This is a genomic window from Pseudomonas sp. RT4P38 (assembly GCF_054897765.1).
On record NZ_CM142703.1, the window covers coordinates 631,871 to 646,659 of the forward strand.

Below are 14,789 nucleotides of genomic sequence, written 5' to 3' on the forward strand. Positions count from 1 at the left end.
CCTCGGCGTCCTGTCATAGCCGCCCAAGGTTATGGCGGATGGCTACCGAACGGCGTTACACCAGCAGACGCCGTGGACATTCGTTAACTCAAGGCAGGACGCCTGATTCCATCTTCACTGTGGGGACACATGCAGACACTCAAGGTCGATCTAGGCGAGCGCAGCTACCCGATTCATATTGGCGAAGGTTTGTTGGATCAGCCTGAGCTACTGGCTCCGCATATCCGCGGACGGCAAGTGGCGATCATCTCCAACGAGACCGTTGCGCCGCTCTATCTCGAGCGTCTGACCCGCAGCCTCGCACCGTTCTCGGTGGTTTCTGTGGTGCTGCCCGACGGCGAAGCCTTCAAGACCTGGGAAACCCTGCAACTGATTTTCGACGGTCTGCTGACCGCGCGGCACGACCGCCGTACCACGGTGATCGCCCTCGGTGGTGGCGTGATTGGTGACATGGCCGGTTTTGCTGCCGCCTGCTACCAGCGGGGTGTCGACTTCATCCAGGTTCCGACCACGCTGCTGTCGCAAGTTGACTCTTCGGTGGGCGGCAAGACCGGGATCAACCACCCCTTGGGCAAGAACATGGTCGGCGCTTTCTATCAGCCGAACGTGGTGCTGATTGATACCGCTACCCTCAATACGCTGCCGGCCCGCGAACTGTCCGCCGGGCTTGCCGAGGTGATCAAATACGGGCTGATCTGCGACGAGCCGTTCCTGACCTGGCTGGAAGAAAACGTCGATCGCCTGCGCGCCCTGGACCAGATCGCCCTGACTTACGCCATCGAGCGCTCTTGCGCGGCGAAGGCTGCGGTGGTCGGTGCCGACGAACGGGAGACCGGTGTTCGCGCCACGCTCAACCTGGGTCACACCTTCGGCCACGCCATCGAAACCCATATGGGCTATGGTGTGTGGCTGCATGGTGAAGCGGTCGCTGCTGGCACCGTAATGGCCTTGGAAATGTCCGCGCGCCTGGGCTGGATCAGCGAACAAGAGCGCGATCGCGGCATTCGTCTGTTCCAGCGTGCCGGCCTGCCGGTCATCCCGCCTGAAGAGATGACTGAAGCCGATTTTCTCGAACACATGGCAATTGACAAGAAAGTGATCGACGGTCGTTTGCGCCTGGTGCTGCTGCGCCACATGGGCGAAGCGGTGGTGACCGACGATTATCCGAAAGAGATTTTACAGGCCACGCTGGGAGCGGATTACCGCGCTCTGGCTCAGCTTAAAGGTTAATAAGATCCCGATGACTAGTTTGCACGCCGACGAGGCTTTCCTCGGCCATTACCAGTTGAGTCATGACCCTTTTGCTCCACGGGTACCTGGCTTCAAATTCTTCCCGGCCCAGCGCAAACCGGTGCTGGGACAACTGCATCACCTGGCACGCTACAGCCAGTTGCTGTTGGTCGTCACCGGCCCGCAAGGCAGTGGCAAGACGCTGTTGCGCCAGGCTCTGGTGGCCAGTACCAACAAGCAATCCGTGCAGAGCGTGGTGGTTTCCGCCCGTGGCGCTGGCGATGCGGCTGGCGTGCTGCGTCAGGTCGCTCAGGCGCTGAACGTCGCCCAGGCCGAGATCGGCGCGATTTTGGCTCAAGTGGTGCAACTTGCGCTCACGGGACAGGAAGTCTATTTGCTGGTGGATGACGCCGAGCAACTCGACGAGTCCGCGCTGGAAGCCTTGCTGGCCCTGGCCGCCGGGGCACCGGAAGGTCGCCCGCATGTGTTCCTGTTCGGCGAGTCGTCGCTGATTACTCAACTGGAGGCGCTGACCCTCGAGGAAGAGCGTTTCCACGTCATCGAGTTGCAGCCCTACACCGAAGAAGAAACCCGCGAGTATCTGGACCAGCGGCTCGAAGGCGCCGGTCGGGGTATCGAACTTTTTACCGCAGATCAGATCTCTGATATTCACGAAAGCTCCGACGGTTGGCCTGGCACCATCAACCAGGTCGCCCGCGATGCAATGATCGAAGCCATGATTGCCAGCCGCTCAGCGGTCAAGCGTCCAAGTATGGGGTTCAACATGCCGAAGAAACACGTATTGGCGATTTCCGCCGTCGTCGTGGTCGCGGTAGCCGCCGCCTGGTTGATGCCGGGTCGCAGCAAAGCACCGACCACTGGCGCACCTGCCAACGAACAGGCGCAACTGCCGCTCGGCCAGGGCACGCCACAACCTGACAGCGGCGGCGCGCCTGCCGTCGAATTCGCCGGTAACTCGCAACCGATGCCATTGCCGCTGGTCGGCAACTCGCAGCCGGTCATGCGCGGTCCGTTGGCCGAAGCCGCCGGTGGCATCACCGAAGGCGATGACGGCGTGCCGGTCGAAGGTTCGAGCGCTACGCCGCCGACCGTGACCACCACCGCGCCGCCTGCGGGCATCCAGCCTGGCCCGGCACCGACACCTGCCGCCAAGCCTGTGCCTGCTCCGACTCAGGTCGCGACTGCCAAGCCAGTCCCGGTGGCGCCTGCCGTGAAGCCAACTCCAGTGCCAGCCAAACCAGTCGCCGCCACCGCTGCCGCCAAACCTGCCGAGAAACCAACCACCGTGGCCAAGGCCGCCGGTGGCACCTGGTACGCAGGGCAAGCGCCGGGTAACTACGTGGTGCAGATCCTCGGCACCAGCTCTGAAGCGGCCGCGCAATCCTTCGTCAAGGAGCAGGGCGGCGAGTACCGTTATTTCAAGAAAGTCCTCAACGGCAAGCCGCTTTACGTCATCACTTACGGTAGCTTTGCCAACCGCGATGCAGCCCTTACCGCCATCAAGGCCTTGCCAGCGAAGGTTCAGGCTGGTAAACCTTGGCCTCGCACTGTCGCCAGCGTCCAACAGGAACTGGCAACAACTCGCTGAAGATTCGGCGGCCTTACCCAGGCCGCCTCTCCCGGCACCTCAAAATTTCTACAAGCGCATGCCGCCTCTACAGGCCGCGTGCCTTGTGGTGTCTGCGTCACAGTAGTCTTTGAGTCGTTGCGGTCAAAATTAAAAAAGTTTTGACTAGCACAGCATATCGCTTTAAACCTTTCACAAATGCGACATAGATTTGCGACAGTTCGTCGTCAAATTTGTGAGCCTCTGTGTCGGTGTGTACAATGACCTCCCTTTTGCCCCCGCAAAGCTGGCGTACGTTCGGCGCGGATGGTAAGTGGTTGAATTGAAAAGAAATTTGCCTCGATAAGGGGCAGCCTGGTGAGAAAGTGTCTATGAAAGCAGGTCTGTACCAACCAGATGAATTCAAGGATAACTGCGGTTTCGGCCTGATAGCCCATATGCAGGGCGAGCCCAGTCATACCCTTTTGCAAACGGCCATCGAGGCCCTGACCTGCATGACCCACCGCGGTGGGATCAACGCCGACGGCAAGACCGGTGACGGTTGCGGCCTGCTGATTCAAAAACCGGATGTGTTCCTGCGTGCCATCGCCCAGGAAACCTTCGGCGTCGAACTGCCCAAGCAATACGCTGTGGGCATGGTCTTCTTCAACCAGGACCCGGTTAAAGCCGAGGCCGCTCGCGAGAACATGAACCGCGAGATCCTGGCCGCCGGTCTGCAACTGGTCGGCTGGCGCAAAGTGCCGATCGACACCAGCGTCCTCGGCCGCCTGGCCCTCGAGCGCCTGCCGCAGATCGAGCAGGTGTACATCGGCGGTGAAGGCCTGAGCGATCAGGACATGGCCGTCAAGCTGTTCACCTCCCGTCGTCGCTCGTCCGTGGCCAACGCCGCCGACGCCGATCACTACGTCTGCAGCTTTTCGCACAAGACCATCATTTATAAAGGCCTGATGATGCCGGCGGATTTGACCGCCTTCTATCCAGACCTCAGCGACCAGCGCCTGCAAACCTCGATTTGTGTGTTCCACCAGCGCTTCTCGACCAACACCCTGCCGAAATGGCCGCTGGCTCAGCCGTTCCGCTTCCTCGCCCACAACGGCGAGATCAACACCATCACCGGTAACCGCAACTGGGCCGTGGCCCGTCGCACCAAGTTCACCAATGATCTGATGGACCTGGAAGAACTCGGCCCGCTGGTCAACCGTGTCGGTTCCGACTCCTCCAGCATGGACAACATGCTTGAGCTGATGGTTACCGGTGGTATCGACCTGTTCCGTGGCGTGCGGATGATCATTCCGCCTGCGTGGCAGAACGTCGAAACCATGGACCCGGATCTGCGTGCGTTCTACGAATACAACTCGATGCACATGGAACCGTGGGACGGCCCGGCCGGCGTGGTAATGACCGACGGTCGCTACGCGGTGTGCCTGCTCGACCGTAACGGTCTGCGTCCGGCGCGTTGGGTCACCACCAAGAATGGTTTCATCACCCTGGCGTCTGAAATCGGTGTCTGGAACTACCAGCCTGAAGACGTGATCGCCAAGGGCCGCGTTGGCCCGGGTCAGATCTTCGCCGTGGACACCGAAACCGGCCAGATCCTCGACACCGATGCGATCGACAACCGCTTGAAGTCGCGTCATCCGTACAAGCAATGGCTGCGCAAGAATGCCCTGCGCATTCAGGCGACCATGGAAGACAACGACCACGGTTCGGCGTTCTACGACGTCGACCAGCTCAAGCAGTACATGAAGATGTACCAGGTCACTTTCGAAGAACGTGATCAGGTGCTGCGTCCGCTCGGCGAACAAGGCTACGAAGCCGTCGGCTCGATGGGCGATGACACGCCGATGGCCGTGCTGTCCCAGCGCGTGCGCACGCCGTACGACTATTTCCGCCAGCAGTTCGCGCAGGTCACCAACCCGCCGATCGACCCGCTGCGTGAAGCCATCGTCATGTCGCTGGAGATCTGCCTCGGTGCCGAGCGCAACATCTTCCAGGAGTCGCCGGAACACGCCTCACGCGTGATCCTCAGCTCGCCGGTCATTTCCCCGGCCAAGTGGCGCTCGCTGATGAACCTCGATCGTCCGGGCTTCGAGCGCGCGATCATCGATCTCAACTACGACGAAAGCGTCGGCCTCGAAGCGGCGATCCGCAACGTCGCCGATCAGGCTGAAGAAGCCGTGCGCTCCGGCCGTACCCAGGTCGTGCTGAGTGACCGTCACATAGCCCCGGGCAAGTTGCCGATTCACGCTTCCCTGGCCACCGGCGCGGTGCACCACCGTCTGACCGAAAAAGGCCTGCGTTGCGACTCCAACATCCTCGTGGAAACCGCGACGGCTCGCGATCCGCACCACTTCGCGGTGTTGATCGGTTTCGGCGCCTCGGCGGTCTATCCGTTCCTGGCTTACGAAGTGCTGGGCGACCTGATCCGTACCGGTGAAGTACTGGGCGACCTCTATGAGGTGTTCAAGAACTACCGCAAAGGCATCACCAAAGGCCTGCTGAAGATTCTGTCGAAGATGGGCATTTCGACCATTACGTCGTACCGCGGTGCGCAGCTGTTCGAAGCCATCGGCCTGTCTGAAGAAGTCTGCGAGCTGAGCTTCCGTGGCGTACCGAGCCGCATCAAAGGTGCGCGTTTCGTCGACATCGAAGCCGAGCAGAAAGCCCTGGCTGCCGAAGCCTGGAGCCCGCGCAAGCCAATCCAGCAGGGCGGTTTGCTGAAGTTCGTCCACGGTGGCGAATATCACGCGTACAACCCGGACGTGGTCAACACCCTGCAAGCCGCAGTGCAGCAGGGCGACTACAGCAAGTTCAAGGAGTACACGGCGCTGGTCGACAACCGTCCGGTGTCGATGATCCGCGACCTGTTCAAGGTCAAGACCCTGGACACGCCGCTGGACATCAGCGAGATCGAACCGCTGGAGTCGGTGCTCAAGCGCTTTGATTCCGCGGGCATCTCCCTCGGCGCATTGTCGCCGGAAGCTCACGAAGCCCTGGCTGAAGCCATGAACCGCCTCGGTGCACGTTCCAATTCCGGCGAAGGCGGCGAAGACCCTGCGCGTTACGGCACCATCAAGAGCTCGAAAATCAAGCAAGTGGCGACAGGCCGTTTCGGTGTAACCCCGGAATACCTGGTCAACGCTGAAGTGCTGCAGATCAAAGTCGCCCAAGGCGCCAAGCCCGGCGAAGGTGGTCAACTGCCAGGCGGCAAGGTCAACGGTCTGATCGCCAAGCTGCGTTACGCAGTGCCGGGCGTGACCCTGATTTCGCCTCCGCCGCACCACGACATCTATTCGATCGAAGACTTGTCGCAGCTGATTTTCGACCTGAAACAAGTCAACCCGAAGGCGCTGGTCTCGGTGAAGCTGGTTGCAGAGGCGGGCGTCGGCACCATCGCCGCCGGTGTGGCCAAGGCCTACGCGGACTTGATCACCATCTCCGGCTACGACGGTGGCACCGGCGCATCGCCGCTGACGTCAATCAAATACGCGGGCGCTCCGTGGGAACTCGGTCTGGCCGAAACCCACCAGACCCTGCGCGGCAACGACCTGCGCGGCAAAGTCCGGGTACAGACCGACGGCGGCCTGAAAACCGGCCTCGACGTGATCAAGGCTGCGATCCTCGGCGCTGAAAGCTTCGGCTTCGGCACCGCGCCAATGATCGCGCTGGGCTGCAAATACCTGCGTATCTGCCACCTGAACAACTGCGCTACCGGCGTCGCGACTCAGAACGAAAAGCTGCGCAAGGATCACTACATCGGGACCGTCGACATGGTGGTGAATTTCTTCACCTACGTCGCCGAAGAAACCCGTGAGTGGCTGGCCAAGCTGGGCGTACGCTCCCTCGAAGAGCTGATCGGTCGTACCGATCTGCTGGACATCCTCGAAGGCCAGACCGCCAAGCAGCAACACCTGGATCTGACGCCGTTGCTGGGCAGCGACCACATTCCGGCAGACAAGCCTCAATTCTGCCAGGTTGAGCGCAACCCGCCGTTCGACAAAGGCCTGCTGGCCGAGAAAATGGTCAATATGGCCACCTCGGCCATCAACGACATGAGCGGCGCTGATTTCGCGCTGGATATCTGCAACTGCGACCGTTCGATCGGCGCGCGGATCTCCGGTGAAATCGCTCGCAAACACGGCAACCAAGGCATGGCGAGTGCACCGATCACCTTCCGCTTCAACGGGACGGCCGGTCAGAGCTTCGGCGTGTGGAACGCTGGCGGCCTGCACATGTACCTGGAAGGCGACGCCAACGATTACGTCGGCAAAGGCATGACCGGCGGCAAACTGGTCATCGTTCCGCCGAAGGGCAGCGTCTACAAGACTCAGGACAGTGCCATCATCGGCAACACCTGCCTGTACGGCGCCACCGGCGGCAAGCTGTTCGCCGCCGGTACCGCGGGCGAGCGTTTCGCGGTGCGTAACTCCGGTGCTCACACCGTGGTGGAAGGCACGGGCGATCACTGCTGCGAGTACATGACCGGTGGTTTCGTCTGCGTCTTGGGCAAGACCGGTTACAACTTCGGCTCAGGCATGACCGGCGGTTTCGCCTACGTGCTCGACCAGGACAACACCTTCGTTGACCGGGTCAACCACGAACTGGTGGAAATCCAGCGGATCAGCGGCGAAGCGATGGAATCCTATCGCAGCCACCTGCAACGCGTGCTGAACGAATACGTCGCGGAAACCGACAGCGAGTGGGGCCGTAACCTCGCCGAAAACCTCGATGACTATCTGCGTCGGTTCTGGTTGGTCAAGCCCAAGGCTGCCAGCTTGAAATCGTTGCTTTCCAGCACCCGTGCCAACCCGCAGTGATATGCGCCTGAAGAGTTTGATGAGGTTTTAACAATGGCTGAACGTCTGAATAACGACTTCCAGTTCATCGATGTCGGGCGCAAAGATCCGAAGAAGAAACTGTTGCGTCAACGCAAGAAAGAGTTCGTGGAGATCTACGAACCGTTCAAACCCCAGCATTCGGCCGATCAGGCCCACCGCTGCCTGGGTTGCGGTAACCCGTATTGCGAATGGAAGTGCCCGGTGCACAACTTCATTCCGAACTGGCTGAAGCTGGTGGCCGAGGGCAACATCCTCCAGGCCGCCGAGCTGTCGCACCAGACCAACACCCTGCCGGAAGTGTGCGGCCGGGTGTGCCCGCAGGATCGTCTGTGCGAGGGTGCCTGCACCCTCAACGACGGTTTCGGCGCGGTGACCATCGGTTCGGTCGAGAAGTACATCACCGACACCGCGTTCGCCATGGGCTGGCGCCCGGACATGTCCAAGGTCATACCGACCGGCAAACGTGTTGCGGTGATCGGCGCAGGCCCTGCCGGCCTGGGTTGTGCCGACGTGCTGGTACGTGGCGGCGTGACCCCGGTGGTGTTCGACAAGAACCCGGAAATCGGCGGTCTGCTGACCTTCGGCATCCCTGAGTTCAAGCTGGAAAAGACCGTGCTGAGCAATCGTCGCGAAGTCTTCACCGGCATGGGCATCGAGTTCCGTCTGAACACTGAAGTGGGCAAGGACGTGACCGTCGAGCAACTGCTCGAAGAATACGATGCCGTGTTCATGGGCATGGGCACCTACACCTACATGAAGGGCGGCTTTGCCGGAGAAGATTTGCCGGGCGTGCATGACGCGCTCGACTTCTTGATCGCCAACGTCAACCGCAACCTGGGCTTTGAAAAGTCGCCGGAAGATTTCGTCGACATGAAAGGCAAGAAGGTCGTGGTACTGGGTGGCGGCGACACGGCGATGGACTGCAACCGCACTTCGATTCGTCAGGGCGCCAAGTCGGTGACTTGTGCTTATCGTCGTGACGAAGCGAACATGCCGGGCTCGCGCAAAGAGGTGAAGAACGCCAAGGAAGAAGGCGTGAAATTCCTCTACAACCGCCAGCCGATCGCGATCGTCGGTGAAGACCGCGTCGAAGGCGTGAAGGTGGTCGAGACCCGTCTCGGCGAACCGGACGCCCGTGGCCGTCGCAGCCCTGAGCCGATTCCGGGCTCCGAAGAGATCATCCCGGCCGACGCCGTGGTCATCGCGTTCGGTTTCCGTCCGAGCCCGGCGTCGTGGTTCGAACAGCACAGCATCCAGACCGACAGCCAGGGCCGCGTTGTGGCCCCGGAACAAGGTCAGTACAAGCACCAGACCAGCAACCCGAAAATCTTCGCCGGTGGCGACATGGTTCGCGGTTCTGACCTGGTGGTAACGGCGATCTTCGAAGGCCGCAATGCCGCCGAAGGGATCCTGGATTACTTGGGCGTGTAACCCCCAACCCAGAGCCAAATGCAATACCCCCTGTGGGAGCGAGCTTGCTCGCGATAGCGGTGGATCAGTCGACAGAAATGTTGAATGTGACGCCGCCATCGCGAGCAAGCTCGCTCCCACAGTCGTTTTGTGGTGTTGCAAAAACCGCATTCCATTGCGACAAATTGACCCGATAGACAAAAGGCACGGCTCTTGCCGTGCCTTTTGCGTCGAGCTCTGAGAAAATGCCCGCACTTTTTTTCCGGATGCCGACATGACTGCCCTGAAGAACGACCGTTTCCTTCGCGCCCTGCTCAAGCAACCCGTAGACGTCACGCCTGTCTGGATGATGCGTCAGGCCGGCCGCTACCTGCCTGAATACCGCGCCAGCCGTGCCAAGGCCGGTGACTTCATGAGCCTGTGCATGAACCCGGAGTTCGCTTGCGAAGTCACGATGCAGCCGCTCGACCGCTATCCGCAACTGGACGCGGCGATCCTGTTCTCCGACATCCTGACCATCCCGGACGCCATGGGCCAAGGCCTGTACTTCGAAACCGGTGAAGGTCCGCGCTTCAAGAAAGTCATCAGCACGATGGCTGACATCGAAGCTTTGCCGATTCCTGATCCGCACAAAGACCTCGGCTACGTCATGGACGCGGTCAGCACCATCCGCCGCGAACTGAACGGCCGCGTGCCGCTGATCGGCTTCGCCGGCAGCCCATGGACCCTGGCCACCTACATGGTCGAAGGCGGCTCGTCGAAAGACTACCGCAAGACCAAAACCATGCTCTACGACAACCCGCAAGCCTTGCACCTGCTGCTGGACAAGCTCGCGCAGACGGTCACCAGCTACCTCAACGGCCAGATCATGGCCGGCGCGCAAGCGGTGCAAATCTTCGACAGTTGGGGCGGCAGCCTTTCGGCGGCGGCGTACCAGGAATTCTCCCTGGCCTACATGCGCAAAATCGTCAGCGGCCTGATCCGCGAACATGAAGGGCGCAAAGTGCCGGTCATCCTGTTCACCAAGAACGGCGGCCTGTGGCTCGAAAGCATTGCTGATGCTGGCGCTGACGCGCTGGGCCTGGACTGGACCTGCGACATCGGCGAAGCCCGCCAGCGTGTCGGCAGCAAAGTCGCCCTGCAAGGCAACATGGACCCGACCGTGCTCTACGCCAAGCCAGAAGCCATTCGCACCGAAGTCGGCCGGATCCTCGCCAGCTACGGCACGGGCAGCGGTCACGTGTTCAACCTCGGCCATGGCATCACGCCTGAAGTCGACCCGGAACACGCTGGCGCCTTCCTGCGCGCGGTGCATGAACTGTCGGCGCAGTATCACGAGTGATCGTGAACTGATAAAGCGCTAGGCTTTTCTGTGGGAGCGAGCTTGCTCGCGATAGCGGCATAACAGCCAACTTAGATGTTGAATGTTATGGCCTCATCGCGAGCAATCGAGCGTCGACCGGCTGCTCCCACAGTTGTTTTGTATTGGACAAAATTCAGGCTTTCACGCCGGTCAACGGCGGCAACTTCGCCAGTTTCAACGCCACCAACAGCGCAATTACCAGCAACCCGCCAATGAACAGTCCAATCCCGTTCCAACCGCCGAGGTGCCAGAACACCCCCCCGGCAGTACCGGCAATACTCGAGCCGGCGTAATAGCTGAACAGATAAAGCGACGACGCCTGCCCCTTGGCTTTGATCGCCCGACGCCCAATCCAGCTACTCGCCACCGAATGAGCGCCGAAGAAGCCGAAGGTAAAGATCAACATGCCGATGATCACCATCGGCAGCGGCGTGAGCAGGGTCAGGGCGAGGCCGGCGATCATCAGTACGATGGTTGCCCAGAGTACTTTGCGACGACCGAGCTGGTCGGCCAGGGCGCCGATTTTCGCTGAACTGTAGATACCCGACAGATACACCACCGAGAGCAGCCCGACGAAGGCCTGATCCATGTGGTAGGGCTCGGCCAGCAGGCGATAACCGATGTAGTTGAAGAGGGTGACGAATGCGCCCATCAGCACAAAGGCCTCAAGGAACAACAGCGGCAGGCCGGCGTCGCGAAAGTGCAGGGTGAAGCCGTCAATCAAGCTGCGCGGGTGCAATGAGCGGGCGCGGAAGTTGCGCGACTCGGGAAGGATTTTCCAGAACACTGCCGCTGCAATCAGCGCCAGGCCGCCAATCACCAGCATCGCCGTGTGCCAGCTGACGAAATCGATCAACACGCCAGTGATCAAGCGTCCGCACATCCCGCCAATCGCGTTGCCGCCGATGTACAAACCCATGGCCAAGCCGATGTGTTGCGGGTGGATCTCTTCGCTCAAGTAAGTCATGGCGACTGCTGCCAGACCGCTTAATGACAACCCTATCAGCGCCCGCATCACCAGCACACCGTGCCAGCTCGGCATCATTGAACTGGCGATTGTGCAGAGCGCGGCGGCGAACAGCGCGGCGACCATCACCGGTTTGCGCCCGATGCGATCAGAAATCGGGCCGGTGATCAGCAGGCCGATGGCGAGCATGCCGGTGGCGACCGACAGGATCAGGCTGCTCTGGGCCGCGTTGATGGAGTACTCATGGGACAGCAGCGGCATCATCGGTTGCACGCAATAAAGCAGAGCGAAGGTCGCGAAGCCGCCGGAGAACAGCGCCAGCACCGTGCGCATAAACATCGGCGTGCCTTTTTCGATGTAGATCTCCTTCAATTCGGCGACAACATCGTCCACCGCTGCGGGCGGAACTTCATGGGCAAGTGGAGCGACAGCAGTTTTCACTTCGGACCTCGGAGGACGCAGCCGGTCAGGCAATGAAAAAAGCATATAGCTGCCTAATGATTCAATCCAATATATTGTTCGACCTGTTTGATAGGTTTAACGACCTAATGGAGTTTTCATGGAATTGCGTCACCTGCGCTACTTCATTGCTGTCGCCGAAGAGCTGCACTTCGGCCGCGCCGCCCAGGTGCTGGGCATCTCGCAACCGCCGCTGAGCCAGCAGATTCAGGCGCTGGAGCAAGAGGTGGGTGCGCGGTTGTTCGAGCGGACCAATCGTCGGGTCGAGCTCAGTGAAGCCGGTCGGCTATTTCTGGAAGAGGCGCGGCTGGTGCTGGCGCAGGTCGATAAAGCGGCAGACGTGGCACGGCGGGCGCAGCTGGGTGAGTTGGGCGAACTGAAGATTGGCTTCACCTCGTCGGCACCGTTCAACTCGACCATCCCTCAGGCGATTTTTTCATTTCGTCAGCGGTTCCCGGCGGTGCACCTGAACCTGCGGGAGATGAGCAGCACCCAAGTGGCGGATGCGTTGGTGGATGAGTCGATAGAAGTCGGGATCATGCGGCCGCTTGGGTTGCCGGACTCGCTCAGCGTGGTGGAGTTGATGCGTGAGCCGCTGGTGGCGGTGCTCAGTTCGAAGCATCCGTTGGTGACCGATAGTGAGGAAGGCTTGTTTCTGTCAGCGCTGGCCCTCGAGCCCTTCGTATTTTTCCCACGCAGCTATGGCAGTGGACTGTATGCACAATTGCTCAGCCTGGCGCGGGATGCCGGTTTCAGTCCGCACTTCGCTCAGGAGGCGGGCGAGGCGATGACGATTATTGGCCTGGTAGCGGCGGGGTTGGGAGTTTCGGTGCTGCCGGCGTCTTATCAGCGGATGCGCATCGAAGGGGTGGTCTATCGGCCGTTGCTTGATCCAGAGGCGGTGTCGGCGGTGTGGCTGGTGCAGCGCAAGGATCAGAAGTCGCCGATGGCCAAGGCGTTTGTGGAGTTGTTGACGCGTAAGGTCGAACCACTTCAATCGTGATCGAACACAACCCAAGGAGCGAGGCTTGCCCGCGAAGAGGCCATCACATGCAAAATTAATGTTGGATGTGATGGCCTCTTCGCGGGCAAGCCTCGCTCCTACAGGGATTGCAGTGTTTCAGCGGTGGTTGTGGGACGTTTCCTAAGACGTCTTTCGGGAGGCTACGCCACCTTGCGGCAGAGCCTACAACTACGCCAGAATCCGCCGGCTTGTGCGCCTTGGGGGTCATCGGTAACTTGATTCGCGTCACTGATTGTCAGTGATCGGGGTTTAGTAGCCCGTTGTCACGTGAAGCGCATTTGCATTCCATACAGTCAGGTATTTTCTTTGCCTGCGCTTAATGGCAGCTATGCGCAGGGCGCCTTCGGGCGCGCCGGTTTCACGTGTCCCCGGTCTACTAACCTGCGCACAGCTGCCACCCGTTTGTTTAGTATCGACTCGGTGTTGGCTCCATTTTTTTGGACACTAAATCATGACCAATACAACAGAAAGTTCGCCGGAGACCGATCCGGACGCTCCACGCCAACCCAGTACAATCTTCCTCATCGCCCCCGAAGTCGACAATCAAACCCTTCTGGAATACGCCTGTGAATCGCTGGCATCAGCAAATGTCATGGCGAGCGATTTCGCGAGGTATCTGAAAGGATCGCAAAGCAACACACTGCTGGGGATTCAGCAGTCGATCATGCTGGGAGAATTGGCGGTGAACCGGGTGTTGGATAACCTCGATCCACCCTGAGCGACCCAACCGATCATTCCCACGCAGAGCGCGGGAACGATCAATACTGCCCGCGTTCCCGAAAGGGGCTTGTGAGACTCTGAGGATCCTGGGTAACCAGCCATCGCAGAGCCAGACAGGTACAGGGCGATGACAAGCCGACCTGTTTGTGAAGGGGCGCCGAAAGACGCCCTTTGTCGTTCTGGCGTTACTGAAATCGTTGAATGACTCGATTTATGTCCAGCACAGGAAAATCTGCGAGGCGGTCACGTTGATTGAATGGCTGACGCGTAAGCTGAATCCATAGAGTTTCAAGGTTCTGTTGGATACGGCCGATAACCATCGTTGGACTCATCAAAACAATGGAGATACAGGATGTTCAAGCAGTTAACCTTCACCGCTTTGCTGGCGTTGACCGCTCTGACCGGTGGTTGTGCTTCGGTAAAAATGGCTGATGAAAGCCAGGATGCTCAGGCCAAGACTTTCCAGGTCACCCCGGACAAAGCCAATATCTACGTTTATCGCAACGAGAGTATGGGTGCTGGCGTGAAAATGCCGGTGGCACTCAATGGCAAACCGGTAGGGCAAACCGTCGCCAAGTCTTACCTGATGTTATCCGTCCCGGCCGGTCAACAGACCCTGGTGTCTTCGGCGGAAAACGATTCTGAACTGAAACTCACCGCAGAAGCCGGCAAGAACTACTTTGTCTGGCAGGAAGTGAAAGTGGGCTTCATCAAGGCGCGCAACAACCTGCAAGTCGTCGACGACAAGACAGGCCGCGCTGGCGTCGCTGAAAGCAAATTGATTCAAGCTCAGTAAGCGACTGGGCGACCCCTGCGTAAATCGCGGGGGTGGTCCCGTTCACTGCACCCGTACCAAATCCCCGCGCAACGCTACTCGCGCCACAAACACTCCGGCTCGGCACTCATAGGTGTTCAGGTCTTGGCGCACATGCTGATCGTAATAACTCACGATGTTGGTCACCGCATTCGCCCCGACCCGCTTTGCCTCTGCTTGCAACTCGATCAACGTCGATTGCACTGCCCACTCACAGGCATCGAAATCGCTCTTGTTGGAGGCATTGGTGGGCCAATCGCTGACGACATTCGTGCGCAACACGTTTGCGGTTCGAGCAGGCTGGGTGCATGCGGGTCTGATTCAGCGAGTGTAGATGGGATTAACTGATCGTTCCCACGCTCCTGCGTGGGAACGA

At 59.9% G+C, this 14,789-nt stretch carries 10 protein-coding genes; 8 read left to right on the top strand and 2 right to left on the bottom strand.

Annotated features, from left to right (window positions below):
* Nucleotides 1-129 precede the first annotated feature (129 nt).
* From aroB to hemE, 5 genes are all read left to right on the top strand, one after another.
* The gene (gene aroB / locus ACYZT7_RS02950) at nucleotides 130-1,230 is read left to right on the top strand and encodes a 3-dehydroquinate synthase (RefSeq protein ID WP_462039874.1); all 1,101 of its coding nucleotides are present in this window, start codon (nucleotides 130-132) and stop codon (nucleotides 1,228-1,230) included.
* A 10-nt stretch (nucleotides 1,231-1,240) separates the two neighbouring features.
* Nucleotides 1,241-2,839 carry an AAA family ATPase gene (locus tag ACYZT7_RS02955; protein WP_462039875.1) on the top strand — a complete coding sequence of 533 codons (1,599 nt, stop codon included), beginning with the start codon at nucleotides 1,241-1,243 and terminating at the stop codon, nucleotides 2,837-2,839.
* Nucleotides 2,840-3,189: 350 nt separating this feature from the next.
* Nucleotides 3,190-7,635, top strand: coding sequence for a glutamate synthase large subunit (gene gltB / locus ACYZT7_RS02960; protein WP_462039876.1), 4,446 nt, complete (start codon nucleotides 3,190-3,192; stop codon nucleotides 7,633-7,635).
* A 33-nt stretch (nucleotides 7,636-7,668) separates the two neighbouring features.
* Nucleotides 7,669-9,087, top strand: a complete 1,419-nt coding sequence (locus ACYZT7_RS02965) for an FAD-dependent oxidoreductase (RefSeq protein ID WP_008149580.1) — start codon at nucleotides 7,669-7,671, stop codon at nucleotides 9,085-9,087.
* Nucleotides 9,088-9,340: 253 nt separating this feature from the next.
* Nucleotides 9,341-10,408, top strand: coding sequence for a uroporphyrinogen decarboxylase (gene hemE / locus ACYZT7_RS02970; RefSeq protein ID WP_462039877.1), 1,068 nt, complete (start codon nucleotides 9,341-9,343; stop codon nucleotides 10,406-10,408).
* Between the two features lie 154 nt (nucleotides 10,409-10,562).
* Here hemE and ACYZT7_RS02975 read toward each other — a convergent pair whose 3' ends face one another.
* Nucleotides 10,563-11,789, bottom strand: coding sequence for an MFS transporter (locus ACYZT7_RS02975; RefSeq protein ID WP_462041732.1), 1,227 nt, complete (start codon nucleotides 11,787-11,789; stop codon nucleotides 10,563-10,565).
* A gap of 166 nt (nucleotides 11,790-11,955) precedes the next feature.
* On the opposite strand from ACYZT7_RS02975, the gene ACYZT7_RS02980 reads away from it, so the two are divergent.
* The 3 genes from ACYZT7_RS02980 (at nucleotide 11,956) to ACYZT7_RS02990 (ending at nucleotide 14,395) form a co-directional block, all read left to right on the top strand.
* Nucleotides 11,956-12,858, top strand: a complete 903-nt coding sequence (locus tag ACYZT7_RS02980) for a LysR family transcriptional regulator (RefSeq protein WP_462039878.1) — start codon at nucleotides 11,956-11,958, stop codon at nucleotides 12,856-12,858.
* Nucleotides 12,859-13,330: 472 nt separating this feature from the next.
* Entirely contained in the window at nucleotides 13,331-13,597 is a 267-nt protein-coding gene (locus ACYZT7_RS02985; RefSeq protein ID WP_462039879.1) for a DUF6124 family protein, read from the top strand.
* Between the two features lie 354 nt (nucleotides 13,598-13,951).
* A complete protein-coding gene (locus tag ACYZT7_RS02990) occupies nucleotides 13,952-14,395 on the top strand; it encodes a DUF2846 domain-containing protein (RefSeq protein WP_046053969.1) in 444 nt (147 codons plus the stop codon).
* A 42-nt stretch (nucleotides 14,396-14,437) separates the two neighbouring features.
* Here ACYZT7_RS02990 and ACYZT7_RS02995 read toward each other — a convergent pair whose 3' ends face one another.
* Nucleotides 14,438-14,695 (bottom strand): hypothetical protein, encoded by a 258-nt coding sequence (locus ACYZT7_RS02995; protein WP_462039880.1) that lies wholly within the window; start codon nucleotides 14,693-14,695, stop codon nucleotides 14,438-14,440.
* Between the last annotated feature and the right edge of the window lie 94 nt (nucleotides 14,696-14,789).